At 68.3% G+C, this 25970-nt stretch carries 20 protein-coding genes; 12 read left to right on the forward strand and 8 right to left on the reverse strand.

Going from position 1 to position 25970, the window contains the following annotated elements:
• Positions 1–115: 115 nt before the first annotated feature.
• From BM417_RS06750 to BM417_RS06770, 5 genes are all read left to right on the forward strand, one after another.
• Positions 116–1486: a glycoside hydrolase family 43 protein gene (locus BM417_RS06750; RefSeq protein ID WP_218164372.1), complete on the forward strand. Its 1371-nt coding sequence runs from the start codon at positions 116–118 to the stop codon at positions 1484–1486.
• 11 nt (positions 1487–1497) lie between these two features.
• Positions 1498–2937 carry a family 43 glycosylhydrolase gene (locus BM417_RS06755; protein ID WP_093588905.1) on the forward strand — a complete coding sequence of 480 codons (1440 nt, stop codon included), beginning with the start codon at positions 1498–1500 and terminating at the stop codon, positions 2935–2937.
• Between the two features lie 7 nt (positions 2938–2944).
• Positions 2945–3895, forward strand: coding sequence for an arabinan endo-1,5-alpha-L-arabinosidase (locus BM417_RS06760; RefSeq protein WP_093588906.1), 951 nt, complete (start codon positions 2945–2947; stop codon positions 3893–3895).
• Between the two features lie 10 nt (positions 3896–3905).
• A complete protein-coding gene (locus tag BM417_RS06765) occupies positions 3906–5381 on the forward strand; it encodes a family 43 glycosylhydrolase (RefSeq protein ID WP_245821741.1) in 1476 nt (491 codons plus the stop codon).
• Positions 5382–5691: 310 nt separating this feature from the next.
• Positions 5692–6864, forward strand: coding sequence for a hypothetical protein (locus BM417_RS06770; RefSeq protein WP_093588907.1), 1173 nt, complete (start codon positions 5692–5694; stop codon positions 6862–6864).
• 56 nt (positions 6865–6920) lie between these two features.
• Here BM417_RS06770 and BM417_RS06775 read toward each other — a convergent pair whose 3' ends face one another.
• From BM417_RS06775 to BM417_RS06790, 5 genes are all read right to left on the reverse strand, one after another.
• Positions 6921–7943 (reverse strand): hypothetical protein, encoded by a 1023-nt coding sequence (locus BM417_RS06775; RefSeq protein WP_245821742.1) that lies wholly within the window; start codon positions 7941–7943, stop codon positions 6921–6923.
• Positions 7944–7972: 29 nt separating this feature from the next.
• The gene (locus BM417_RS49075; RefSeq protein ID WP_245821743.1) at positions 7973–8176 is read right to left on the reverse strand and encodes an RNA polymerase sigma factor; all 204 of its coding nucleotides are present in this window, start codon (positions 8174–8176) and stop codon (positions 7973–7975) included.
• Entirely contained in the window at positions 8149–8526 is a 378-nt protein-coding gene (locus BM417_RS06780) for an RNA polymerase sigma factor (protein ID WP_245821744.1), read from the reverse strand. The genes BM417_RS49075 and BM417_RS06780 overlap by 28 nt, the downstream gene beginning before the upstream one ends.
• Positions 8527–9175: 649 nt before the next feature.
• Positions 9176–10204, reverse strand: a complete 1029-nt coding sequence (locus tag BM417_RS06785) for a sigma-70 family RNA polymerase sigma factor (protein ID WP_322788947.1) — start codon at positions 10202–10204, stop codon at positions 9176–9178.
• Positions 10201–11028 carry a sigma-70 RNA polymerase sigma factor region 4 domain-containing protein gene (locus BM417_RS06790; RefSeq protein ID WP_093588909.1) on the reverse strand — a complete coding sequence of 276 codons (828 nt, stop codon included), beginning with the start codon at positions 11026–11028 and terminating at the stop codon, positions 10201–10203. Before BM417_RS06790 ends, BM417_RS06785 begins: the two co-directional genes overlap by 4 nt.
• A gap of 209 nt (positions 11029–11237) precedes the next feature.
• On the opposite strand from BM417_RS06790, the gene BM417_RS06795 reads away from it, so the two are divergent.
• From BM417_RS06795 to BM417_RS06805, 3 genes are all read left to right on the forward strand, one after another.
• A complete protein-coding gene (locus tag BM417_RS06795) occupies positions 11238–11447 on the forward strand; it encodes a hypothetical protein (protein WP_093588910.1) in 210 nt (69 codons plus the stop codon).
• A gap of 467 nt (positions 11448–11914) precedes the next feature.
• Complete coding sequence (locus tag BM417_RS06800; protein WP_143138539.1) at positions 11915–12169, forward strand: hypothetical protein; 255 nt, start codon at positions 11915–11917, stop codon at positions 12167–12169.
• 36 nt (positions 12170–12205) lie between these two features.
• A complete protein-coding gene (locus BM417_RS06805; RefSeq protein ID WP_093588912.1) occupies positions 12206–15721 on the forward strand; it encodes a CHAT domain-containing protein in 3516 nt (1171 codons plus the stop codon).
• 319 nt (positions 15722–16040) lie between these two features.
• Here the strand turns inward: BM417_RS06805 and BM417_RS06810 are convergent, their stop codons facing one another.
• From BM417_RS06810 to BM417_RS06820, 3 genes are all read right to left on the reverse strand, one after another.
• The gene (locus tag BM417_RS06810) at positions 16041–17141 is read right to left on the reverse strand and encodes a tellurite resistance TerB family protein (RefSeq protein ID WP_093588913.1); all 1101 of its coding nucleotides are present in this window, start codon (positions 17139–17141) and stop codon (positions 16041–16043) included.
• A gap of 224 nt (positions 17142–17365) precedes the next feature.
• The gene (locus tag BM417_RS06815) at positions 17366–18058 is read right to left on the reverse strand and encodes an SAM-dependent methyltransferase (RefSeq protein ID WP_093588914.1); all 693 of its coding nucleotides are present in this window, start codon (positions 18056–18058) and stop codon (positions 17366–17368) included.
• Between the two features lie 109 nt (positions 18059–18167).
• The gene (locus tag BM417_RS06820; protein WP_177320321.1) at positions 18168–19769 is read right to left on the reverse strand and encodes an FAD-dependent monooxygenase; all 1602 of its coding nucleotides are present in this window, start codon (positions 19767–19769) and stop codon (positions 18168–18170) included.
• A 202-nt stretch (positions 19770–19971) separates the two neighbouring features.
• On the opposite strand from BM417_RS06820, the gene BM417_RS06825 reads away from it, so the two are divergent.
• Genes BM417_RS06825 through BM417_RS06840 form a run of 4 tightly spaced genes read left to right on the forward strand, consistent with a single transcriptional unit; the run spans position 19972 to position 25950 of the window.
• On the forward strand, positions 19972–20667 hold the full coding sequence (locus tag BM417_RS06825; RefSeq protein WP_177320322.1) for a class I SAM-dependent methyltransferase: 696 nt from the start codon (positions 19972–19974) through the stop codon (positions 20665–20667).
• A complete protein-coding gene (locus BM417_RS06830) occupies positions 20664–23705 on the forward strand; it encodes a ferritin-like domain-containing protein (RefSeq protein ID WP_093588917.1) in 3042 nt (1013 codons plus the stop codon). The genes BM417_RS06825 and BM417_RS06830 overlap by 4 nt, the downstream gene beginning before the upstream one ends.
• A complete protein-coding gene (locus BM417_RS06835) occupies positions 23705–24943 on the forward strand; it encodes an FAD-dependent oxidoreductase (protein WP_093588918.1) in 1239 nt (412 codons plus the stop codon). Before BM417_RS06830 ends, BM417_RS06835 begins: the two co-directional genes overlap by 1 nt.
• A complete protein-coding gene (locus BM417_RS06840) occupies positions 24940–25950 on the forward strand; it encodes a methyltransferase (protein ID WP_093588919.1) in 1011 nt (336 codons plus the stop codon). Before BM417_RS06835 ends, BM417_RS06840 begins: the two co-directional genes overlap by 4 nt.
• Positions 25951–25970: the final 20 nt, after the last annotated feature.

The raw sequence follows: 25970 nt of genomic DNA on the forward strand, positions 1-25970 counted from the left end.
GTTATCGCTAACTCGAAGTCGACATCGGCAGGCATCATTGCCAGGAACAGCAGCCTTGCCACATAGTGTTAACGCTCACTGTCCGGAGCCTCTCAATGGTGCAAGGAGCCGGTCCATGCGTTCTTCCCTGCCGCGCGCCGTCCGCTCGTTCCGAAGGCGCGTGCTGATCGCCGTCACGGCCGCGTTCGCCGCCGGGGCGGGTCTCGTCGCCGCCGGTCCGGTGGCGACGGCCGCCGGCCCTGTGCCGCACTACCTGATGACCGCGTTCACGAACAGCAGCGAGTCGAACATGTACGTCTTCGACTCGGCGAACGCGACCGGCTTCACCCAGGTGAGAGCCAACGCCTACACGCCGCCCTCGGGACTGATCCGGGATCCCAGCGTCCTGCGGCACAACGACGGCTACTACTACATCGTCTACACGACGAACTGGACGGGCGACACCATCGGCTTCGCCCGCAGCGCGGACTACGTGAACTGGACGTTCCTGCGCAACGTCCGGGTAGGACTGAACGGGGCCACCGGCAGCACGTGGGCGCCGGAGTGGTTCAAGGACACCGATGGCAGCGTGCACGTGGTCTTCTCCGCGTCCACGACCGGAACGGCGGGACAGTTCCGCCCGTACCGGATCACCGCGACGAACGCGGACCTCTCGGCGTGGAGCAGCCCGGTCGTGCTGGGCATCCCGGCCAACTTCATCGACAGCTTCCTGGTCAAGGTCGGCGGGACGTACCACAACTTCCTCAAGAACGAGACCACGAAGTACATCGAGCACGCCACCGCCACGTCGCTGAACGGGCCGTGGACGTTCGTCGGCACGGGCAACTGGGCGGGCTGGGGCTCCGGGCTCGAAGGGCCCGCGCTCGTGCGGCTGCCCGACGGCCGCTGGCGGATCTACTTCGACCAGTACGGCCAGCGGCGGTACTTCTACGCCGACAGCGCGAATCTCACCGGCTTCGGTGCCAAGATCGAGCTGGCCGGACTGTCCGGCGTCGCACGGCACTTCACCGTGCTGCGGGAGGATTCCGGCGACGGCACGACGGTCGCCACCGGCAACCGGTCGCTGCGCTCGGCCAACCTCCCCGACCGGTACGTCCGCCACCGCGACAACCTCGGCTACGTCGAGCCGGTGAGCTCGTCCAGCGCCCTGTCGGTGCGCCGCGACGCGACGTTCACCGTCGTGGCCGGTCTGGCCAACGCGGGCTGCTACTCGCTGCGCTCGGTGAACTTCCCGGACCGCTACCTGCGGCACTACGACTTCCGCGTCCGGCTGGACACCAACAGCGGTGACGCGGTGTTCGCCCGCGACGCCACCTTCTGCGGCCGGGCCGGTCTCGCGGGCGGCGGGAGCACGTCGTTCGAGTCCTACTCGCACCCCGGCCGGTACCTGCGCCACCTCAACTACGAGCTGCGGGTCGACTGGCGCACCTCCGACTCGGCGTTCGCCGGTGACGCGTCCTTCACCGTCGCCGCGCCACTGGCCTGAAAGGACAGTCGATGAAGACCGTTCTCCTCCGCCTGGCCATACTGGTGCTCGCCGCGGTCACGTGCGTGGCCGGGATGCCCGTGCCGCAGGCGGGTGCGGCGCCCGCGGTGCGCTACACCAACCCGATCGCGGAACGGCGTGCCGATCCGCACGTCTTCAAGCACACCGACGGCTTCTACTACTTCACCGCGACCGTTCCGGAGTACGACCGGATCGTCCTGCGCCGCGCGACCACGATCCAGGGGCTCGCTTCGGCACCGGAGACGGTGATCTGGCGCAAGCACTCCAGCGGCGAGATGGCCGCCCACATCTGGGCGCCGGAGATCCACTTCGTCAACGGGAAGTGGTACGTCTACTTCGCGGCGGGCCGCAGTGACGACATCTGGCGCATCCGGATGTACGTGCTGGAGAGCTCGAGCGCGAACCCGCTGACCGGAGCGTGGACCGAGCGCGGCCGCATCACGACCCCGTGGGACACCTTCTCCCTGGACGCCTCGACGTTCGTGCACAACGGCGTGCGCTACCTCACCTGGGCGCAGCAGGAGCCGGGGATCGCCACGAACTCCAACGTCTACTTGGCCCGCGTGGGCGCGAACCCGTGGACGATCACCGGCACGGTGACGCGGCTGACGGTGCCGACGCTCGCCTGGGAGACCCGCGGGTTCAAGGTCGCGGAGGGGCCGGCGGTCTTGCAGCGCAACGGAAAGGTCTTCCTGACCTACTCGGCCAGCGCCACCGACGCGAACTACTGCCTCGGCCTGCTGACCGCGTCGGCGTCCGCGGACCTGCTCAACCCGGCGTCGTGGACCAAGAGCCCCAACCCGGTGTTCACCAGCAACGACGCGACCGGTCAGTACGGGCCCGGCCACAACTCGTTCACGGTGTCCGAGGACGGCAGCAGCGACGTCATGGTCTACCACGACCGCAACTACCGCGACATCAACGGCGACCCGCTCAACGACCCGAACCGCCGCACGCGCGTGCAGAAGGTCTACTACAAGGCCGACGGCACACCGGATTTCGGCATCCCGGTCGCCGACGGACCGACGCCGGTCAGGCTCAGGTCCTATGCCGCCGCTGACCGCTTCGTGCGGCACTGGGAGTACCGCGCACGCCTGGAAGCAGGCGTGGCCCCGTTGGCCGACTCGCAGTTCAGACTCGTCACGGGACTGGCCGGCTCCGGCGCGGTGTCGCTCGAGTCGACCAACTTCCCCGGCTACTACCTGCGGCACCGCAACAACGAACTGTGGGTGGAGCGAAGCGACGGCAGCACCCTGTTCCGCAACGACGCCAGCTTCACACAACGCGCGGGGCTCGCCGCGAGCTCGGCCGTCTCGTTCGAGTCGGTGAACTTCCCCGGCCGCCACATCCGCGTCAGCAACGGACTGCTCTACCTGCAGGCGGTCAGTGACGCGCAGGGACGGGCGGACGCGACGTTCGTGTTGGAGTGACGGGAGAATGAAGAAGATCGCGCTGCTCGTGGCGGTGGTCCTGGCCACCACCGTCACAACCGCACCGCACGCGTCGGCCTATCCCCTGCCGGGCCGAGTCACCGGTGACGTCGCCGTGCACGATCCGACCGTGGTCAAGCGCCCCAACGGGAGCTACCTGGTGGCGCACACCGGCGCGAACATCGCGCTGAAGACCTCCACCGACCGGATCGCGTTCCGCAACGCGGGTTCGGTGTTCCCCGGCGGCGCGTCGTGGACCACGCCCTACACCGGTGGCGGCAACAACCTCTGGGCACCCGATCTGTCCTATCGCGACGGACGATACTGGCTGTACTACTCGGCTTCGACGTTCGGTTCGAACCGGTCGGCGATCTTCCTCGCCACCAGTCCCAGCGGTGACTCCGGCACGTGGACCCACCGCGGCCTGGTCGTCGAGACCCGGACGTCGGACAACTTCAACGCCATCGACCCCGACCTCGTCGTGGACGGCCAGGGCCGCTGGTGGCTGAGCTTCGGCTCGTTCTGGTCCGGCATCAAGATGGTCGCGCTCACCCCGTCCACCGGCCTGCGGTCCGACTCGGTCGTCCGCTCCATCGCGGGCAGGAACGGAGGGGCGATCGAGGCGCCGAACATCGTCGAACGCAGCGCCTACTACTACCTCTTCGTGTCGTTCGACCTGTGCTGCCGGGGCGCTTCCAGCACGTACCGGGTGATGGTCGGCCGTTCCACGAGCGTCACCGGCCCGTACGTCGCCCGCGACGGCACCGCCCTGAACTCCGGTGGCGGCACGGAGATCCTGGCCGGTCAGGGCAGCGTCCACGGGCCGGGGCACCAGGACGTTCTCGCTGACGCCGGCGGCGACGTCCTCGTCTACCACTACTACACCGACACCGGTGCGTCGCGGCTCGGCATCAACCTGCTGGCCTACGACTCGGCGGGCTGGCCGGTCCTGCGCTAGGGAGAAGACCTTGACCTCGATCACCAGCCGATGGCGCACCACCACCGTCCTGGCCGCCACGGTCACCCTGCTGGGAGGCATCACCAGCGCCGTGCCGACGGTGGCTGGCGCCGCGGTCGTGGACACCAGCGCGTCGTACGCGTTGGTCAACCGCAACAGCGGCAAGGCGTTGGACGTCTACGAACTGTCCACTGCGGACGGTGCCAGGATCTCGCAGTACGCGCGCAACGACGGCGCCTGGCAGCGGTGGCAGTTCGTCGACTCCGGCGGCGGCTACTACCGGGTGAGGTCCCGGCACAGCGGCAAGGTGCTGGACTTCCCGTCGACCGCGGACCGGGCCGGGCTCGTGCAGACGACGGACGCCGGCCGCACCGGCCAGCAGTTCCGGCTGGCCGACTCGCCGGACGGGCACGTCCGGCTGATCAGCCGTGCGAGCGGCAAGGCGGTCGACGTCCTCGACTTCTCCGCGGCCAACGGCGCGCAGGTGATCCAGTGGCCCGACACCGGCGGCACGAACCAGCAGTGGCAGCTGGTGAAGATCGGTGCCCCCGGCAACGTCACCAACCCGATCAAGGGCAGCGGCCCCGACCCGTGGCTGCGGTTCCACAACGGCTACTACTACCTGGCCACCACGACGTGGAACTCCACGATCACCATGCGCCGCTCCCGCACGCTGGCGGGCCTGTCGAGCGCGGCGGACACCGTGGTGTTCACCCTGTCCGGCCGGCCCAGCGGGTGCTGCAACATGTGGGCACCGGAGTTCCACCTGCTGGGCGGCCGGTGGTACCTGTACTACGTGGCCGGGCAGAACGTGCCCGACTACAACCCCACCCAACGTCTGCACGTGCTGGAGAGCGCGGGCACCGACCCGATGGGCCCGTACACGTTCAAGGCGGACCTGGGCAGCACCTGGGAGCTCGACCCGAGCATCCTGGAGCACAACGGGAAGCTGTACCTGATGGGCAGCGCGATGGACGGCACGCAGAGCCTGACCATCACCCCGCTGTCCAACCCGTACACCATCAGCGGCGCGCGGCGCACCATCTCGCAGCCCACCCTGGCGTGGGAGCGGCAGACCGCGCCGGTCAACGAGGGCGCGGAACCGTTGTACCGCAACGGCCGCACCATGATCGTGTACTCGGCCAGCGCCTGCTGGGGTCCCGACTACAAGCTCGGCCTGCTCACCCTCACCGGGTCCGACCCGCTCAACCGCGCACACTGGACGAAGTCGCCCAACCCGGTGTTCCAGCGCAACGACGACCACGGGGTGTTCGGTCCGGGCCACAACGGGTTCTTCAAGTCCCCCGACGGCACCGAGGACTGGATCGTCTACCACGGCAACACCAGCGCCTCGGCCGGCTGCGGGATGGAACGGTCCACCCGCGCGCAGAAGTTCACCTGGAACGCCGACGGCACCCCGAACTTCGGCGCCCCCGTCCCGCTCGGCGCGCAGCTCCCCGCGCCGTCGGGTGAGCCGGCCGGATGACCCGACCGTCCTGATCCCGCTGTGAGCCAGGAAGGCCGCCTGGCTCACAGCGCCCGGCACGGCTCCCGCCGTGCCGCCCGTCACCGTGCCGTCGGCATCGCCCCCAACCTCGCAAAACGTGAGAGAGTGGACATCTCCGCCCGCCCAGGGCTCACCCCCGGTGGCGCGCCTTCACCCCGGAGCGGACGCCGCCTCATCCAGGCGCGTTTCACCGCTCCCGGTCGTTTCGCACCACTCCACGCCCAGGACCGGGCACAAGAACACCCCACGAGGGAGATCTCCCATCACCGCTTCCGCGCTCACGCCGACCTTGGCCGCTCCCCGCACCCTCACCGACATCTACGGCCCCGACATCGCCGTCTGCGCGCGCCCCGCCCAGGAACCGACGGTGCCGTCGAGCAGGCACCGGAACACCCGTGACGTCCTGTCCGTCCGCCCTCTCGCCGTCGCCGCCGACACCCCCGTCATCAGCAGCGCGGGCGGCACCGAACCCAACCTGATCGCCGCTCTCCGCGACGGCGGCCTGCCCGTCGGCACCGACCCGCGCGAGTTCCGCACCGAGGCCGAGTTCGCCACCCGCGTCACCGAGGCCCTCAGCGACGGTCTGCGCCTGTCCATGGAATACCCGCAGCCCACCAGCCTGTTCCCGGACGAACGCTCCGTGAAGAGCGCCGAGCTCGTCGGCTATCTCAACAACAAGGCCAGCATCAGCACCTTCGTCGCGCCGCGCTTCCAGGCCCGCCGCGAGATCGTCGCCACCGACGAACTCGCCCTGGCCGCCCCCGCCGAGAAGTCCTGGGTGCTCAAGGCCGCGACGAACGCCGCCCACGGCGCCAGCCTCGACGTCTACCTGCACCGGGCCGGGGACCTGGTGAACCTGCCGGCGTTCACCGACATCCTCACCGAGGTGGTCGTCGAGGAGTACCTGAGCATCCACCGCAACTGGGGCGTGCAGCTCTACGTCGCCGCCGACGGCCTGGCCCGCCTGCTCGCCGTGACCGACCAGCGGATCGACGCCGACGGCGTCTACACCGGCGGCCGGTTCGGGCGCGTCGTCCCCCTCCCAGCCGACCTGCTCACCGAATGCCTGGCGATCGCCCAGCGCGCCGCCGACGTCGGCTACCGCGGCATGTGCAGCCTCGACTGCGCCCAGACCCACGACGGCAGGCTCGTCATGCTCGACCTCAACTTCCGCATCACCAGCGGGTCCATCCCGTTGCTGGCGCTGCACACCATCCGCCCCGACGCCCTCGACCGCCCGTCGGAGTCCACGAAGATCACCACCTCCGCACCCATCGCCGCGCTGCTGGCCGCGCTGCGCCCCGCGTTGCAACGCGGAGGGCTCCTCGTCACCGGCGGGCACGACACCCGCCGCACCAACAACCCGATCAACCAGACCACCCTGCACCTGCTGGTGTTCGGCGACGATCCGGACGACGTCACCACCCGTCGCACCGCGCTGGAAGCCATGTACGACCACTGACGCGGACACGACCGTGCTGGGAGTCTCAGCCCTCCCAGCACGGTCCGGCCGGTGGATCAGATCTTGCCCGCCACCACGTCGGCGAGATTCACGCGGGACGACTCGTACTTCACCCTCGAAGGCTTCGACGGGTCAGCCGAGTCCTTGGCCGGGACGACCTCGGAACTGAACGGTAGGCCGTTGTCGGCGTTGACGGTGATCACCTGAGAACCGCCGCCACCCTGGATCGCGGCGGCCCCGGTGAGGGTCAGCGCGCGCTGACCGTTGACGTCGGTCTCGCCGACGGTCACGTCCTTCATGGTCGCGAGCAGCTTCAGCACACCCGAGCGGACCTCGGCGTTGGCGGCGCCGACGAACAGCGCGTACGTGGTGTTGCTCCACAGGTGGTTGCCGATGAGGTTCTCCAGTTCCACGCCCGTCGGACGCGGCCTGGGAGCGGGCACCGGCTTGCCGCCTTCGCGGAACATCTCGGCGACCTCCGCCTGGGCGTCCGCCCAGGCCTTGTCCGCCTCGGCGGGGCTCAGGCCGAGTCCGAGGGCGTTGCCGGACGCGGTGATCATCGCGACCCTGGCCTTCTCCACGTCGCCGTTCGCGGCGAGGCGGGCCACCGCCGTCACCTTCGCGTCGAACGGATGGGCCCCGTCGTCGTTCTTGGCGGACGCGGCCGCCAGACTCTTCACCGAGTCCCCGTGGAACACCTGGCCCTTGTCGGTGTAGACGGTGTAGACGACGTAGAGCGAGCCGTCCGGCGCGATCTTCTTGGTGATGATCAGCGACGAGTCACCAGGCTGCGCGGCGGCCTTGATCTCGGAGGCCAGTTTCACCAGCGGCGACTCGACCACCGCCTGCGGGGCCGCGTCGGAGGGACCGGCCGGGACGGTGCCGCCCGTCGTGCCCATCACCACGGCCGCCGCGACGGCTGCCGCGCCCACGGCGGCGACGCCGGCCTTGGGCCAGGAGAACCAGCGCTTCGGTCGCACGACCGCGGCCACGGGTTCCGCCATAGCCGTGTGCAGCGCCGTCCGGGCACGGTCGTAGGCCTCGGGACGCGGGGACGGCACTTCACGCAGATTCCTCATCAGATCCATTTCATCCATGGGGTGTCTTTTCACGTTGTCGGGACTCGCAGCAGCGCGGCCACCTCGGGGGTCTCACGCAACGTCTTGCGCGCCTGGTGCAACAGGCGGCGGGCCGTGCCCGCGGGGATGTCGAGCACACGCCCGGCCTCCGCGACGGTCAGGTCCTCCCAGGCGACCAGGCCCAGCACTTCTCGCTCTTCCGGCTTCAGCCGGGCCAGCGCACTGCGCAGCAACGCTGCGTGTCCGCGCGGACGTCCACCGCCGGCCATAGGTCCCAGTCGCTCGCCAAGCGGGACAGGTCCAGCGCCGGTTCCACGGCCGGTTCCGACCGCCAGTGCCGGCGCAACCTGTTCAGTGCGACGCCGTACAACCAAGGCCTGGCCTCGGGATACGAACGGTCATAGGTCGCACGGGACTCGTAGGCCGCCGCCCAGACGTCGCCGAGCACGTCCTCGGCGGCCTGCCGCCCCACTCTGCGCGCGAGGTAGTTCCCCATCGCGGTCTCGTGGCGACTGATCACCTCCACGAAGGCACTGGTGTCTCCGCGCAGTGATCTGTCGATCAGTTCCGCGTCTGACGACATGAAGCTCCTCGGGTTTTGCTTCGCCCTTGCACCCCGTCTTTGCCAACGCGAGCCAAAACCGCTCAGATTTCTTCGTTGACTGACGAACATCACTGTTCAGCGTCTGGTGAACCGGGGTGACGAGCGCGCTTCGGCACACGCCGCCGACCTGCCGTCGCTGAACCCAGGGCGTTGTACGACAGGCCATGACTGGTGGTTGGTGCCATCCCGCCGGGGCGTCGTGCAGGCAACGGCTCGGCGGTGCCGTGTGCAGGATCTTGATGAGCCTTAGCGGCGATCAACCTGCAGCGCGACCAGTCCAGGGCTTCTACAACGGTGCACCTGGCGAGCTCATCCGAGCTGGGCATCCCGGCCGCGGCCTGGCCGCCAGCTGCGCCGCCCGTTGCGAGCGTGCAACTAACGAGCAAGATCGCCCTCGAGCACCAGCGGCCGTTTCCACTCCGTCGTTCGTCAGCGGCATCACGGCGCTGGATTCTCGTTCCGCTGATCGCGGTATGCCCGCGCTTCGAGATCTGACCCTTCTGGGTTGATCCGGTGTTACGTCTCGTGGATTTGATCGCCGCCCAAGTAGCACATCGATCATGCTTGTCACCGCACGACCCGTCAGCGGCGCTAACCGAGACCGATCTGTTCGTGCGGCCGCTCGAAATCACGCCCTGCGGCGGGACTTCAGGTCAGCGCGGTTCAGAATCTCCGCGACCGCTCGTACGGATGTCGCCTGGCGCGTGTGTCGTGCGCGAACAGTGCCCAGCGATGTCGCGTTGAGCATCCGCATGGTCTCGACCGCTTCGAGTGTGGCGAGGGTTCGCCTGTCCACGTTGGATTCAACAAAGCCGATTGCCGAAGCCCGGCACTGCGCGCATTCGCGAAGGTGCCGCTCGAACTGCAACCGTTCCCCTTTCGGTAAATCGTCGCGGGTCCACGCACTGAGCAGGTCTGCCGTGGCAGTACACCGTTCGCTCATGACCGGAACGGGCTCGCGGTTCAGCCGCCAGTACATCTGGCGAAGTCCTTCCCGTGCGCGATAGGCGAGCGATGAGACTCCCTTTGCGGTGATCCCGAGCAACGGCGCGACCTGGCTGGGTGACAGTCCTTCGATCTCTGTGTGCCACAGGACTGTTTGCCAGCGTTCCGGCAGGGCCGCGAACGCGCGAGCCGCCAGTGCCCTCTCCAGGTCGGCTACGACGGTGTCTTTGAACGGCAATGACGGGGCGACGTCCGAAAGGTCCTCGGACAACTCCATCTTCTTCTCGCGGCGAGTCTTGTCATAGGCGGTGTGCCGCAAGGCGGTGAGCAGGTAGGGACGGAACGCTCCGTTCGGCCCTCTGCCCGATCGCAGTGAGTCGAGCACCTTGGTGAACGCGTCCGCCACGAGGTCCTCGGCTTCGGTCTCTGACCGAGCCAGTTGCCGACCAAGGTTGAACGCCGATGCGACATGCCGTTCGTACAGCAGGCCGAATGCGTCTACCGTGCCTTCGCGGACAGACGCGATGAGATCCGCGTCGCTCGACGTCCGAAGGTCGGACGAATCGTTCAGCATCTCAACGGTGACGGCGTCCCGGAGGTCGGCAGCTTGTCCGCGGTGTGCCGTCGCCACGGTGGTGTCGTTGGCGCTTCTCGAATCGAACACGTCGGCAAGCCACGAGACGTGCTGCCGCATCCCACTCTCGACGATCATGGCGCGCCTCGGATTCCACGTCGCCTTGCGATCTCATTGCGATGACGACGCAGCCGCTGCTCAACGGCTCCGGGCGTTGTCCCTCTTTGATCCGCGATCTCGGCGAGCGTGCTGCCGTGAAGCACCAATTGTTCGGCGATGCCGCGAAGATCTCCCTGCATGCCGTCGAGGGTCGTCCGGACTAGGTCCCTGCTTACGACTATGTCCGCCGGGTCCTCCGAAACACGGGGGTCGAGTGCTCGCCGCGCCGCGCCGTCGAACTCGCCGGCGCTCTCCACGTGATCGTGGACATGGTGACGTTGCTGTTCATTGCGCCACCGGCGCCACACGTTCGGAAAACACCCCACGCAGGTTCCGACGAAGTAGGTGGTCAGGGCGGCGCCGCCTTCCGGCGACCATCCCCTGGCCGCCTTGCCCAGCTGGACGAACAACGCGAGTGCCTCGGCGATCGTCTCGTAGGCAAGCTCGTCACGGTCATCCAGCGAGGTCGCGACCCGCTCGCGGTCTCGATCGCTGTGCGGCACCGCGCGACCGATCTCCGAGCAGCGAGCGAAGATCGTGCCGTGCCGCAGCCAGGACTTCATCGTCGGAAACGCGTAGGCGACCAGATCCGCGGCCAGCACGTCGTATGCGGTGCCGACGAAATCCTGTTCCACGACCCGTTGGTAGAAGCGCGCATCGGCCATGCGTCGAGCGAGATTCTCCTCCGCCGTGGTCGTTTCGTCGGCTTCGACGCAGTCGAGGTCACGAGGAAAGACCGAGCCGGATTTTAGGTCCTGGACGACGTGTCTCGACGCGTCCGCTGCGCGTCGCCCACTCGTCATCCGTCCCACTCTCGTCGAGACAGCCGCAGTTCACGCTCAGGTCGTGAGGTCCGGTTCCTTCCTGCTATGTCGGGCTCGCCGCACAGCCCTACGAAACTTTCACACGAGATCGCCGCGCGGAAAAGCGTAGGCGCACCGAGGCGGTCCCACCTACGCCTCAACGTCACCACAACCGACCTGGTCCTGATGACGACGAGGAGAACAGGCCGATGCCACGTACAACCCGCAGATCGGACGACAACTCGTCACCGCTGCTGAGCCAACGCGCGACGTTGATCCTCCTGCTCGCCATGCTCACCGGGGTCGGAGCTGCCGTCCTGATGGCGTGGGCGGGCAGGCATCCCGCCGAAGCCGCGTTGGTGGGCGTCGGCGCGTTGGCAGGAGGGACCGGATTCTTCAACTGGATCATCGGTGGCTAGCACCACTCCTCGTCCGCTACCTGCGGAGTGGTGACGAGCGAGTTCCGGATGGTCTGCAGCGATGAGCGTGTCCGGATTCATCTCGTTGCACGTCAACGTTCGGCCAGAACCTGTGCACGCCTCTACTTCCAGAACCCGGACCGCAGAGGCCTTCCGGCCGATTTCCAGGTACAGGACGACCTGACGTCGCCGAAGCCGGTGGCCAGCCGCAGCCAGTCCTCGTTGTGCCAGCAAACGGTTGCAAGCCGAACAACCAGCGGGCCGGCGGCGAGGACCCACCCGTGTCGCCACGCCTTCTCGCCGCTCAACCCGGACCTCGGCCGCGCCCCACTTCCGCGTGGCTTGTAGGCACCAGCCGAGATCCGACGCCATGCCAGCCTCACAGGCGGCACGCCGCTGGGCGGCGTCCTCGGCAACATTGCGCTCGCTGCCGATTCCGCGATGCGCCCTTCCAGGAAACGACCAGGTTGCGGCGCTATCTCACCCAAGCGGTGCTCCCAGCAGGCACCACGGCGAGAGCCCCGCTCAGCGCGCTGATGAGGTTCTCCTCGATCCGCAGCTGGTCGGGCGCGGACTCCGGCAACCAGAACGCCGAGTGGGGTTGGCACGAACGCGAGCAGCTCGCCCAGCGGTCCACCGGGCGCCACGACCGGGAGAACACCGGCCAGCCGTCGCACACGGTTCGCGTAGGGCAACTCGCGCAAAGGCTCGACCCGACCTGAGGCAAGTCCACGGCCGCTGAGCGGGTCGCGACGTGGATGACTGCGCGCGATCTCGGCTCGCGCACGACCGGCAACCATCGCAGCTACGGTGGTGCGGTGGACGACGGCGACAAGGACACGCGGTACGACTCCGTGAACGTCGCTGAGCACGTCAGCGGCAACGCGGTGCAGGTCCGCGACATCGCCGGCGACGTGGTGTTCACCGTCGGCCAACCGGCCAAACCCGTCGCTCGGGTACCGCGAGAGCTACCACTCGACGTCCGGGACTTCGCCGGGCGGAACGATGAGCTGGCGGCTCTGGACCGGTTGTGCGAGCAGGCTTCCGGCATGGGCACAGTGGTGATCTCGGCGGTATCCGGTACCGCCGGGGTTGGTAAGACCGCACTTGCTGTGCATTGGGCGCATCGGTCACGTAGCACGTTTCCCGACGGCGATCTCTACATCGACTTGCAGGGGTATGGCCGCGACCAGCCGGTGCGGCCTGAGGACGCACTCGCGGAACTGCTGCGCAGCCTCGTGGGGCCGGCCGAGCCAATCCCGGCGACCCTGTCCGACCGCGCGAGGTTGTTCCGCACCCTGGTGGCCGAGCGGCGCATGCTGATCGTCCTCGACAACGCCCGCAGCGTGGAGCAGGTGCGGCCGCTGCTGCCGGGCGCAGGATCAACCTTCGTACTCGTCACCAGCCGGGATACGTTGACGGGCTTGGTGGTCAGGGACGGAGCGACCCGAGTCAATCTGGGGCTGCTGCACGTCGATGAGGCTGTCGAGCTGCTTGAGTCGCTGGTAGGGAAGCGAGCGCAGCGGGCACCTGAAGCCGCACGAATGTTGTGTGAGTGGAGCGCCCTGCTGCCACTCGCGCTGCGCATCACGGCGGAGATGGTGAACGCACGGCCGGACGAGGGGCTTCCAGCGCTAGCCGAGGAACTGGCCTCCGCCCACCATGACCGTCTCGACCTGCTAGAGGTAGGTGACGACGACCGAACTGCTGTGCGAACCGTGTTCTCGTGGTCCTATCGACATCTCACCCCCGCTGCCGCCAGAGCGTTCCGCTTCATAGCGATCGTGCCAGTGCGCGACGTCGATGTCCGCGCCGTCGCTGCACTCACCGGAACCGGACTCACCGAGGCTCGCAGGGCTGTCACCGAGCTGGAACGTGCACATCTCGTCCAGCCCACGGGCAACGGCAGGATGCGCACGCACGACCTCTTGCGCTCGTACGCAGCGGACCTGGGTCAGCAGACCGATGAACCCGGTGACCGAGATGCCGCATTGGAGCGGCTGTTCCGGTACTACGTGGCGGCATTCTGTTGTGCCGTCAACATCGCGATTCCCACCCGCCGCTCGGGCTGGCACGTCGAGGAGACTCCCGTGCCACTGCCAGACTTCGGGAACAGCGACGTGGCATGGCAATGGTTGCGGGATGAGCACCAGAACTTTGCCGCCGCGCTCGGCGCGATCGGCAATGGTCTCGTACCTGTGTGGACGCTGTCCGCAGCCGAACAACTGCTTGGAGTGCTCGCTCAGCACAGTGGCGACCTTCCCGTCGCACTCACGCACTTCGAGCAGGCGTGGCGCTTCGCCCCGGACGCCGACCCCGACCACGTCCGCACACTCTGGCTCGACCAGGTCGACACGTTGCTGGCCGCAGGGATGCCGAACAAGGCTTCGGTCTACCTCAACAACGTGCTGGAGCTCCTACACGCTGCAGATGTGGCACATGATCGGTCGATCGGGCAGGTCGAACACGTGCGGGCCATGTGCGCCCTGCTGCAGTCCGACTACAAGTGCGCTCAGGAGGCCGCGACTGAGGCGGTCACCCGACTGGGCCGAGTTGGCGATGATCGCGCGGTCGTCACCGCGGAGCTCACCTTGCTGCGCGCCGAGATGTCGCTCGCCAGGGCATGGGGCGATGGCTCGGCAGCTGAACTCCTCCAGGTCGCGGAAGATCTGGCATGGCGGCTACGCGCACTAGACCTCACCGACGAGGCCGACCTCGCGCTGCTGTGGGCGGCCAGGCTCGCTGTGTCCTTCGGGGACGTGGACGCCGCGGAACAGTTCATCTCCCGCACCGCACCACCACGGGATGGCACCCCGCTCGACCACGTCGTGTTCCGCAGCCTGGTGCTGGCGGAGCTCGCCGCAGAACAGCGCCGGTTCAACGACGCGCTCGACTGCGCGGAGTCAGGCCTCGACCGCCTGCTTGCCGCATTCGACCGATACGGCGCGACCGACCTGGTTCGCGGCGCCGGGTTGTTCGGGCGCGAGTTGGGCGACCTCGCCGTGAAGATAGCGCTCAAGAGACGACACACGGCGGAAGAGGTGCTGACGTGGCTGGAACGCGCACGTGCCCACCTACACCGGCACCAGCCGGTCAGCTCGACCGACCCCGCAGTGGCGGACGCGGTCGACGACTTCATCCGCATCACCCGGACCCTGCAACTCCAACGCGTCAACGGCCCGGTCGAGGCAGGGCTGGCCGAACAGCACGAGATCGCGCTGCAGCGGGTCAGCAGGCTCGGGTGGTGGTCAACGACGTGCATCGGCTCCAATGCGCTGATCCGCGTGGACGAGCTGGCAGATGCGTTGCAAGACTCTGCGCTGATCGAGTTTGTGATCTCCGGGGACGCGCTTGCCGCGGTCGTGGTCGCTGCGCGTGAGAAGCATCTTGTCAAGCTCAGCCGGGCATCGGCAGTGGTCGATGCTATCCGCCTACTTCGCTCCGATCAGACGGCGATGGCCCCAGACCACCTGCCGCCTCCGCTGGCCGAGGTGATCGCCGAGTCGACCCGCCGCAGGCTGGACCGCCTGGACACACAGCTCATCCGCCCGCTGCTGCCGATCATCGAAGAACGCGACCTCGTGATCGTGCCTGCAGGGCAGCTGTACGCAGTGCCCTGGAACAGCCTGCCCAGCCTGCACCGCCGTCCGGTCGTCGTGGCACCGTCGGCGACCGCCTGGTTGCGGGCATTGACGGCGGCCGAAAACGAATGCGCGCCAGGAGGCGTCGTAATAGTCGTAGGTCCCGGTGTCGGTGCAGCGGCCGCTGACGAAAGACTGGCTGGGCGGTACCGCGGTGCTGTCACGTTCCGCGGGGACGACGCGACGGTCGCGACAGTGCTCGGCGCGTTGCGCACCTGCGACCTTCTGCACGTGGTGGCACACGGTGAGCACGAACCGGACAACGCGTTGTTCTCGCGACTCGAACTGGCCGACGCGCCACTGTTCGCGCATCACCTCGGCCGGCTAGGCAAGCCTCCACGGCAGGTTGTGCTCGCTGCGTGCGGGTTGGCGCTGCACGACATTCGCCCAGGTGACGAGCTACTCGGGTTCGCGGGTGCTCTGCTCAGCGTAGGCACCAGCACAGTGATCGTCGCCGTGAACAACGTCGGCGAACTGGCTGCGCGCCGTGCCATGGAAGATTTTCACCGGGCGCTGCTGAATGGGCAGGGCGCAGCCGCGGCATTGGCGGACGCGGTCGCCGGTGATCCATTGCGCCGGCCGTTCGTGTGCATTGGCGCCGACTCGACGCTCGCCGGGGTCCAGCTCGCCTGACGACCCATTGCCGCGTGTCCGGCTGCAGCAGGTTCGTACCCGTTGATCAGCCCAACGGGGAGAGGTCGGCGACCTGTCAACACGTCGGCCCGGCTCTGCAGTTGGGTGGTCTCGGATGCGCACCCGCGGATCGTGCGTGGCGATCTCCGCGATCAGGTCCTTTCGGCCGGCCTCACCCTACAGGCTGGGCCGTCAGTCCTGTTCCAGCCGTTGCTGGAACAGGACTCGTCGAGCATGCGGCGCGTACCATGATCGCGCACCTGTGCCAGACGCAAGGAAAGTCGCACACGCCAGCGTTCGCAAGGTCCGTACTCCACGTCTAGCGCCGGCAGCGATCCTGAAGCTCGGCGATGACTGCCTTCTCGTGCGCGTTGAGATCCCCGTCGACGGCGCCGACCCGCTCGGCGGCGTCGACAACATCACTGAGATCGCCAGTCTCGGCGGAGACGCGGTGCCACACCTCGTCCGGGTCGATGTCGATGACGTTGGCGAGTTGCTCGTCGTTGACCTGATGCCGTTCCCTGGCAAGCCGCGTCAGCCGCTGGAACAGCAGGCGCTCGGCGTCGGTGATCTTGCCGTCCGCGTTGATGACGAGCCACGCGACCCACAGCATCAACCGCAGGTGCCGCGTGCGTCGGATCAGGGTTTCGGCGAGTTCGATCACCTCTGCCTCGTCACGGAACACCGATCGAGCATGGCGTCCCGCGGCCAGCGTCGTGTACCGGTTCATGAGGACGGTGAGGGGGATCCCGACGCCGGGGATGCCGAACTTGATGATGTTGCGTTGCAGGAGGTGTCTCCCGACGAACGGAAGGCTTCTCGCGGCGGCGAGCACCGGACCGGAGTAGTACTTCTTGAGGACCTGCCGGACCACGCTGGGAACGAACCTGATGGTGCCTCTGGCCACTTCTCCGGCCTTGATGCCGAACGCCACCCGGACGAGTTTCATCATGTCCTCGGGGTCGTCCACGTCCAGGGGAATCCGGTAGATCACCGCGATGTCGTGGGCCAGGCGCATCTGGAGCTGGCTGATGTACGTCAGGTCGATCATGAACGTGACGACACCGGCCGGAACGGTTGCGGGGCTGGCGCCACCCAACGACCCGATGGTCGCGGCGATCGTCCCGGTGTAGAGGCTGGAGGTGATCCCGCCTTCGATCATCGCGTTCTTCGCCGCCAACTTGATCTGCTGCCCGACGATTCCGTCCGCGGGGACGCCCTTGTACTTCTCCTGGAAGTACTCCCAGGTGGCCTTCTCGGTGTACGACCGCAGAGCCTGAGCGCAGAGTTTCGTGAACCAGCCGCCCGACTTGATGTCGTCCGCGCTCAGGCCTGTGACGAACTCCCGCAGCTTGGCGCGCTCCTTTTCGACGACTTCGCGGTCGTCGTCGTTGACGGAGCTGGATGGCGCTTCGGTCACAGCGGGATCCCTCCCAGACGGTTCCGCGACCTGCGTGGTCGCCAGGTAACACCATCGCTGCGACGTTCGGAGCGTTACGGCATCCCACGCCACGTGCCTCGCGAATCCGAGACGTCGAATCCGCGAGGCCGCGGCGAGCGTGTACGGAGTGGACTGTCCGCTGGACGTCTCGCGGTCCGGTGAGCGCGGGTGGCCGGACGGGAACGCCCGGCCACGCGGGAACTTCAGAGGCGGCGGACCCGGGCCAGCCACGCCGCGAGCTCGACGTGGCCGTGGGCGGGCAGGCCCCGCCGCACGGCCACCTCGGAGATCTGCCCGGTGATGAAGCCCTGGTAGTGGGCGGGTTCGATGCTCTCGATCTCCCAGCCCTCGGTGAAGGTCGCGCGGATGACGTCGTCGCTGATGCTGGAGCTCAAACCCGCCGCGGCGTCGGAGTGGGCGAGGATGTGCACCAGGGCGCCGGGGTTGGTGAGGGAGTGCAGGACGTCGGCGTAGTCCTTGGCGGCGCGGGGGTCGCCGTAGGCGCCGAAGCCGTGGAAGAGGGCCACGTCGACGATGGTGTCGAAGCCGCCCGCGAGGAACGGGTGTTGTTCGGGGTGCAGCATGTTGGCGACTTCGAACCGGGCCGTGGGCACGCCTCGTTCCGCGGCGGTGCGGCGGGCGTAGGCGATCGCGCTCGGCGAGAGGTCCACGCCGAGGGACTCGTAGCCGAGCTTGGTGAACAGGATGGTGTGCTCACCGGAGCCGCAGCCGGGTTCGAGCACCCGGCCGCGGATCAGGCCGGCGGCCTCCAGTTCGGCGATCGCGGGTTGCGGGCCGCCGATGAGCCACGGCGCGGTTCCCTCGTCGTACATGAAGTTCCAGTACTCCGGATCCTCGAACCCGCGGGACTCGTCGGTCTTTCCGGTCTGTGTCATGGGTTTCAGTGTGGTGAACCGCCTGGTCCGGGAACACAGCCGGGAAACGAACCCACTGGGTTGTGCGGCATGGAATCCCGGTCCGCGCGACCGTGACGCTGGATGGACCTCAGGCCGGTGTCCTCACGCGGGTCAGCACGGTGTCCAGGAACTCCGTGATGCTGTCCGGCTGGGGTTCGGCCACCGCCGCGATGTGGCCGTCCGGGCGGACGAGCACCAGCAGCGGGCCGTTCACCTGGTACACGCGGTAGGCGGCCTCCTCCTCCGGCGGGATCACGTGGGTGGTGATCGCGACGGTGTAGCGGTCGTCCAGGCTCGCGGCCAGGCGGTCGGTGTCGAGGGACTGCGCGGCGAACAGCAGGACGTGGTAGCCGGTGCCGTGGGTCAGGTCGAGCACGCTGCTCGCGCCGTCGCGGGTGGGCCTGATCTCGGCGTACGGCGCGCGGTCGCCCGGTCGCAGCGGGCCGGTGCCGCGGCCGACGGCGGGCGAGTCGCGGTAGGAGATCCACAGCTGGGAGAACATGTGGAAGAACATCCGGCGGATCGGGGCGAGCCGCGAGACCACGCCGACCACGCGGGTCGCGACGTGGGTGCGCATCCAGACCGCCACGGCGCTGTTCCCGGTCTCCAGCTTGAAGCCGAGGTCGGTGCGCTTGAGGACGGTGCGGGCGATCGGGCGGCGTTCTGACTCGTAGGTGTCGAGCAACCGCTCGGGTGCCTCGCCGTTCACGACCTGCGCGAGCTTCCACGCGAGGTTGATCGCGTCGCCGACGCCGAGGTTGAGGCCCTGGCCGCCCGCGGGGTTGTGGATGTGCGCCGCGTCGCCGGCGAGGAAGACGTTGCCCACGCGGAAGCGCGACGCGATCCTGCTGTGGAAGCGGAACATCGACGCCCAGACGATCTCCTTCAACCGGGCGTCCACTTTGAAGTAACTCTCGAACCACTGCTGGAGATCCGCGGGCGGCAAGGGCGCGTAGGCCTCGTGCGACGGGTTCTTCTGGGACGGTGCCTGCTCCAGTTCCCTGGGCACTACACCGAAAAGCCGGTAGCGGCCCGACGCGAGCGGCAGGATCCCGACGAAACCGCCACGGGTCAGGTTGAGCCGCATGCCCCGCACGCCCAGGTCGACGTCGAGGGTCACGTCCGCGAGCATGCCCGCCTGGTCGTAGGTCTCGCCGTCGAACGACTGGCCGACGAACCCGCGCACGACGCTGCTCGCCCCGTCCGCGCCGACCAGCCAGCGCGCGGTGATGGAAGCGCCCTCGGCCGTCGTCACGCCGACGAGGGCACCGGTGTCGGTCAGACCGGCGACGGCGGTGTTCCACTCGACCTCGACGTGGTGTTCCTTCAACGCCTCCACCAGCACCCGCTCGGTCTCGAACTGCTCGAGCGCGAGCGCGTAGGGGAACCGCGTCCGGTCGCTGGTGCCCTCCCCCGCGAGCGGCATGTCCCCCACGTGCCGCCCGGCCTCGTGGATGGCGACGTCGGTGATCGGCAGACCACGCGTGACCGCCGCCTCCGCGACGCCGAGCCGGTCGAAGTGCTCCAGCGTGCGGGCGTGCACGATCGCGGCGCGCGCCTGTTCTACGGGACCGGACTTGGAGTCGACGATCCGCACGCGCACGCCGTGCTGCGTGAGCATCAGCGCGGTGCACAGGCCGGTCGGCCCCGCCCCCACCACCAGGACGTCACAGTCGCGTTCGTCGCGCATCGGCTTCCTCATTCACGTCGGCGAGTCTGCGAACGAAGTATCGCCACGAGCCGTCTGCCACCACATCGCCCGTAGTGGAGCGTGATCGGCGGATCACCCTGCGCGAGCGCGCAGGTTCTCGGTGCCGTCCTTCTCCACGGCCACCGGACGCTCGATGGTGGAAGCGATCACATGGTGGACTGCCGGAAGCCGAGGGACCTCAATGAGCGCCGCACCCGAAGCGTTTTTCGACGACTTGGCCGAACTGTACGAGCGCTTCACGGTCATCCGTGACGCCGCCACGAGTCCGGTGCGGTCCTGGCTCGTCGAGCAGCTGCCCGCCGGTACCCGCGCGCTGGACGTGGGGTGCGGCGGCGGCAACAACTGCGGCCTGCTCGCCGACCGGTACGACGACGTGGTCGGGGTCGACCTGTCCCAGAAGATGCTCGACATCGCGGCGACGAAACCCACGCGGGTGCCGGTGCGCTACGAGTGCCGCGACGCCGCCGACCTGACGCCCGAGCGCGACGGCCTGTTCGACCTCGTGATGTCGGTGAACGCGGTGTTCCACCTGGGACCCGCGGACGAGGTGCTGCCCGTGCTGCGCGCCCTCGTCGCCCCCGGCGGCCGGCTGGTGATCGTGGACGTGACCCAGCCCGACGGCGCGGCGGCCCCGGCCGAGCAGAGCGCCTACGCGTTCCAGACCGGCAAGATCATCTACGACGTCTCCGGCGACGTCGATGCCGCGTGCGACTCGGTCCGGATGATGCTGCACCCGCGCTGGCTCGAGATGAGCGCCGCGGCGATGCCGCTCACCGACACGGAGTTCGGGCTCCAGTACGAGAAGGCGCTGCCCGGCGTGCGGATCACCAAGGACCTCATCCCCACGATGAGCGCGGCCGTCTGGGACAACGCATGAGCGTCTTCCACCTCCCCCGCCTGCACTTCGCGGGCACGGCGATCACCCGCCTGCCCACCGGGCCGCGGGCGGGCTGGCTCGACCTCGAGACCAACCAGGCCATCGACGACCAGGGCGTGTTCGACACCGACCGTCCCGTGCAGGACTACTACGACTTCCTGGCGGACTCGAAGGGCCACAACTTCGAGGGCAACGGCCACTTCTGGGTCGACGCGAAGGTCGTCGGCACCGAGCTCACTCCCGGCGACGCAGGCACCGGCGACCTGGTGGTCGGGCGGCAGCTCGACTTCTGGGGCCACTTCTGCGACTACACCGCGGGCACGGCCAACCGCTCGCGCGTGTTCGACGTCGACCCCGCCTCGAACTGGACCACCACGCTGATGGTCGGCCAGCTCGCGCTCGGCAGGTCGGGCCGCTCCCACGACGTTCCCTACCTCGTGACCGGTGACGTGAACGGCCTGTGCCCGCCGCGCTGGAACCAGTTCCACACCGTCCTGCACCAGTTCGCCGTCGACAAGGCCGAGGGGTTGCACTGGCTCGACGGCGTCGCGGACTCCCCTGTGCTCACGCGACTGCGCGAGGTGGTCGAGAACGACGCGGACGGCCTGGTGGTCCAGTTCGCGCTCACCGACCAGAAGCACACCGGTGTGGGCCAGCCCGACGTCTGGCAGCTGCGGGGAACCGTCGCGGCCTGGCACCGCGACGAGCTGCGCAGCTATCCGGCCGGGCGGCTGCTCACGCCGCGCACCACGGGTTCCTCGCTGCACAACGTCTCCGTGCACGTCACCGACGAGCACGTCACCGCGAACCTCATCACCGCGCGACCGGACACCGATCTGGAAGTCCGCACGGCGTCAGGCACGCTGCTCGCCACTTTCGCATCCACATCGGACTCGTTCGGCGTGGTCGTGGCGTCGCGTGTGGACGGTGGCAGCGGCAACCCCGCCGAGGCGTTGGTGATCACCGACCGCGAGGGCACCGTGCTGTCGCGCGAGGAGGAGACCGTCGTCGAGTCCGACGAGGCCGCGCTGTTCCTGGAGCACGAGAACACCAGGACCGGTGAGGACCACGCCGTCGAGATCCCCGTCCGCTCGTACCTGCGCGGGGTGCCCGCGCGCGTCGACCGCGTCCACGTCCGGCAGTACGTGAACCCCGCCGCGTTGCCGCTGGCCGAAGACCGCGACACCGCTCAGCTCGTGGTGTTCCTGCCCACCGGACAGGCCGAGTACCAGGCCGAGCAGGTGCTCTCGACCGACGAGCACGGCCGCGGCACGATCACCCTCAAGGGCGTGCGGGGTGGAGCGACGAGGGTCCTGCTCCGTCCGGAGTCCACGCCGCAACCGCGGGGTGACACGGCGGCCGAGCGCTACGACAACGACGACGACCAGGGCTACTGGTCGTCGGTCGGCTCGGTCGCGGTGCGGGTGCTGCCGAACCACTGGCACCTCGACGACCTGCCGGACGACGAGATCACCTTCCGCACGCTGTACCGGGAAGCCCTGGCGTACTACGAGCTTCAGTACTCGTTCATGCGGTCGGAGGTGCTGAGCCTCGCCGACGAGTTCAAGGTCGAGCCCTACGCCCGCCTGATCTGGCACGTGTCGGCGCCCGAGCACAAGGGCAAGACGTTCTACATGCCGCCGACGCGCGACATGAGCGCACCACAGATCCGGATGATGCTGCGCTACCTGCTCGCCGACGACGCCCAGCGGCAGACCCCACCTACTTTCGTTCCGCAGCAACGCAAGCTCGGCACCATCACCACGAAGGACCAGCTGTTGCACGCGCTGTACCAGGCGGCGGCGATCGAGCTGGCCACCATGATCCAGTACCTGTACGCGGCCTACAGCGTCCCGACCCACGGCGCCGGCAAGAAGCTCGTCGAGCGCGGTGAGTGGACCGAGGAGCAGCTGCTCACGGCGTGCGGCGAAGGCACCGAGACGTGGAGCAACGGCATCCGCGGCAGCCTGATGTCCGTCGCTCGCGAGGAGATGATGCACTTCCTCGCCATCAACAACATCCTGATGGCGATGGGCAGGCCGTTCCACCTGCCCAAGCTCGACTTCGGCACGTTCAACAGCGACATCTGCGTACCGCTCGAGTTCTCGCTGGAGGCGCTGAACCTGGCCAGCGTGCAACGGTTCGTGGCGCTGGAACAACCGCACGACCTGATCGAGGAGATCGAGGGCAACGACTCCACGGTCCTGCGCACGGACGGCGAGCCGTACCAGTACGGGTCGCTGAGCGAGCTGTACGCGGCGATCCGCGAGGGCGTGCAGGCGGTGCCGGGCGTGTTCCTGGTGAAGAAGGGCCGCGGCGGCGGCGCGCACCACCTGTTCATGCGCGAGTCGGTCAACGCGGTGCACCCCGACTACCAGCTGGAAGTCGACGACGTGGCGAGCGCGGTGTTCGCCATCGACTTCGTCACCGAGCACGGCGAAGGTGGCCAGATCCCCTCGACGCTGCCGGAGGAGGAGTCGCACTTCGACACGTTCCTGCGCATCTCCGAGATGCTGATCGCGGAACGCGCCAAGGGTCCCAACGACCGCAGGATCCCGTGGAACCCCGCCTACCCGGTGATGCGCAACCCCACGCTGAAGCCGGGCAACGCGGCCATGGACCACGTGACGCACGAGCCGGCCCGGATCGCCATGAGGGCGTTCAACCGGTCGTACTTCATGGCGATGCAGCTGATGGTGCAGCACTTCGGGTACAGCCCGGACAGGTCGTTGCGCCGCTCCCGGTTGATGAACTGGTCGCTGGACATCATGACCGGCGTGCTGCGGCCGCTCGGCGAGCTGATCGTCACGCTGCCGTCCGGACGGCCCGGCCGCACCGCGGGCCCGTCGTTCGAGCTCGACTCCACGCCGGAGTACATCTCCCGGCCCGACGTCGCGGTCGAGTGGATGGCCCGCGAGTTCGACGAGGTGGCGGATCTCGCCCGCAAGTGCGCCGGCTTCGGCCTCACCCCGACCGTCGGCGACCTGCTCGCCTTCATCGGTGACTCGTTGCGCACCATGGACCTGAAAGACCTGTGATGACCGAGAAGACGACAGTGTGCGTCGCGGGCGGCGGCCCGGCGGGAGCGGTGCTCGGACTCCTGCTGGCGCGGTCCGGGGTGGACGTCGTGGTGCTGGAGAAGCACTCCGACTTCCATCGCGACTTCCGCGGCGACACCGTGCACCCGGCGACCCTCCAGATCCTCGACGAGCTCGGCCTGATCGACCGGTTCCACGAACTTCCGCACCAGAAGGTCAGCACGATCGGCGTCGTGCAGGACGGCAAACGGATCGACATCGCCGACTTCCGCCGCTTGAAGGTCCGCTACCCGTACATGGCCTTCGTGCCGCAGTGGGACTTCCTCGACCTCATCACCGCGGAAGCCAAGAAGTACCCCGGATTCCGGTTGCTGATGAACACCGAGGCGCTGGGCGTGGTGCGGGAGAACGGACGGGTCGCCGGTCTGCGCGTGCGCGGACCCGAGGGCGAGCGGGAGATCCGTTCGACGCTCGTGGTCGCGGCGGATGGACGACATTCGGTGATCAGGGAGGACTCGGGTTTCGTGCCGACGCTGATCGGCCGTTCGCTGGACGTCATCTTCTTCCGGATCTCCCGCAGGGACACCGATCCGGACGAGGGCATCTGCGTGCGGATCGGCAACGGCAAGATCTTTGGCGCCACCGACCGCCGCACCTACTGGCAGATGTCGTACGAGACGTCCACCGGTGGCATGGAGAAGGTGCGGCGCGAGGGCCTCGACAAGTTCCGCGCGGACCTCGCCGAACTGGTGCCGTTCCTCGCCGACCGGGCGCACGAGGTGTCCTCTTTGGACCAGTTGAGCCCGCTGGAGGCGCGGATCGACCGGCTGGAGCGGTGGCACGAGCCCGGTCTGCTGTTCATCGGTGACGCCGCGCACGCGATGTCCCCGGTCGCGGGCTTCGGCGTGAACCTCGCGGTGCAGGACGCCGTCGCCACCTCGAACCTCCTCACCGCCGCACTCCTGCGGGCCCAGGACGGCGAGCCGTTCGACGACGACCTGCTCGCGTTGGTGCGCAAGCGCAGGAAACGCGCTGTCGCGCTGTCCCAGGGCCTTCAACGCGCCACGCAGAAGTTCGGCATCGACGAGGCGCTCGACGGTTCCGGCCAGCCGCCCGCGCCGAAGATCTTCGAGAAGCTCGGTGTCGCCCAGTGGCTGATGAGCCGCGTCATCGGGCTCGGCTTCCGGCCAGAACACGTTCGCACCCAGGAGAAAGCGCCGGAGGGAACCGTCCGATGACCGCACCGGGAATGCCGCCGCAGGCACGGATGATGCAGATGATCACGGGGTACTGGATCACCCAGGTCGTGCACGCCGTCGCCGAGCTCAAGATCGCCGACCACCTCGCCGAGTCCTCGCTGACCCTCGACGAGATCGCTGCGCTGACGGGCGTCGAGGCCGACACGATGCTGCGGCTGTTGCGCGCCTGCGCCTCGCAGGGACTCGTGGCCTACGACGACGGCCGGTTCGTGAGCACGCCGTTGCTGGAGACCCTGCGCGAAGGCGTGCCGGGTTCGTTCCGCGACATCGCGATCGTGCACGGCTCACCGGGGCACTGGCTGTCCTGGGGCAGGTTCCCGGACGCCGTGCGCGCCGGCGAGCCGCAGACCACGGCCGCGCTCGGCAGTGACATCTGGACGTACTTCCAGTCGCAGCCACAGGAGTGGGAGCGGTTCACCAACTCCATGACCGAGCTGACCGACGGCCTGTCGCGCGAGATCGGCGCACTGCTCGACACCACGGGTCTCACCACCGCGGTGGATGTCGGAGGCGCGAACGGGGCGTTGCTGCACCCGCTGCTGAAGGCGAACCCGGGCCTGCGGGGCATCGTGTTCGACCTGCCGACCGTCGAGGCGACCGCGGTGGCGGAGGCGGAGAAGGCCGGGCTCGGCGACCGCTGCACCTTCACCGGCGGCTCGTTCTTCGACTCGGTGCCCGAGGGCGACCTGTTCCTGCTCAAGGCCGTGCTGCACAACTGGGACGACGAGTCGTGCGTCGAGATCCTCACCAACTGCCGCAAGGCGTTGCGCCCCGGCGGACGGGTGGTCGTCGTCGAGATGCCGCTGGGACCGGTGGGAGAACCGGGGTTCGCCCCGTTGCTCGACCTGGGGATGCTCGCCGTCAACGCCGGCCGTGAGCGCGACCTCGACCAGTACGACGCGCTGTTCCGCGCGGCGGGGCTGCGTCGCGCCGAGATCACCGCGACCTCGTCCCCGCAGAGCCTGATCCACGCCGTTGCCGAGTGACCACGAACCGGAGGAATGAC

The organism is Lentzea waywayandensis (assembly GCF_900115955.1).
GTDB classification, from domain to species: Bacteria; Actinomycetota; Actinomycetes; order Mycobacteriales; family Pseudonocardiaceae; genus Lentzea; species Lentzea waywayandensis.

Excerpts from the sequence above, each read along its gene's own strand:
- BM417_RS06750 (WP_218164372.1), top strand. The coding sequence starts at position 116 with ATGCGTTCTTCCCTGCCGCGCGCCGTCCGCTCGTTCCGAAGGCGCGTG.
- BM417_RS06755 (WP_093588905.1), top strand. The coding sequence starts at position 1,498 with ATGAAGACCGTTCTCCTCCGCCTGGCCATACTGGTGCTCGCCGCGGTC.
- BM417_RS06760 (WP_093588906.1), top strand. The coding sequence starts at position 2,945 with ATGAAGAAGATCGCGCTGCTCGTGGCGGTGGTCCTGGCCACCACCGTC.
- BM417_RS06775 (WP_245821742.1), bottom strand. The coding sequence starts at position 7,943 with ATGAGGAATCTGCGTGAAGTGCCGTCCCCGCGTCCCGAGGCCTACGAC.
- BM417_RS06780 (WP_245821744.1), bottom strand. The coding sequence starts at position 8,526 with ATGTCGTCAGACGCGGAACTGATCGACAGATCACTGCGCGGAGACACC.
- BM417_RS06785 (WP_322788947.1), bottom strand. The coding sequence starts at position 10,204 with ATGATCGTCGAGAGTGGGATGCGGCAGCACGTCTCGTGGCTTGCCGAC.
- BM417_RS06790 (WP_093588909.1), bottom strand. The coding sequence starts at position 11,028 with ATGACGAGTGGGCGACGCGCAGCGGACGCGTCGAGACACGTCGTCCAG.
- BM417_RS06795 (WP_093588910.1), top strand. The coding sequence starts at position 11,238 with ATGCCACGTACAACCCGCAGATCGGACGACAACTCGTCACCGCTGCTG.
- BM417_RS06805 (WP_093588912.1), top strand. The coding sequence starts at position 12,206 with ATGACTGCGCGCGATCTCGGCTCGCGCACGACCGGCAACCATCGCAGC.
- BM417_RS06815 (WP_093588914.1), bottom strand. The coding sequence starts at position 18,058 with ATGACACAGACCGGAAAGACCGACGAGTCCCGCGGGTTCGAGGATCCG.
- BM417_RS06820 (WP_177320321.1), bottom strand. The coding sequence starts at position 19,769 with ATGCGCGACGAACGCGACTGTGACGTCCTGGTGGTGGGGGCGGGGCCG.
- BM417_RS06825 (WP_177320322.1), top strand. The coding sequence starts at position 19,972 with ATGAGCGCCGCACCCGAAGCGTTTTTCGACGACTTGGCCGAACTGTAC.
- BM417_RS06830 (WP_093588917.1), top strand. The coding sequence starts at position 20,664 with ATGAGCGTCTTCCACCTCCCCCGCCTGCACTTCGCGGGCACGGCGATC.
- BM417_RS06835 (WP_093588918.1), top strand. The coding sequence starts at position 23,705 with ATGACCGAGAAGACGACAGTGTGCGTCGCGGGCGGCGGCCCGGCGGGA.
- BM417_RS06840 (WP_093588919.1), top strand. The coding sequence starts at position 24,940 with ATGACCGCACCGGGAATGCCGCCGCAGGCACGGATGATGCAGATGATC.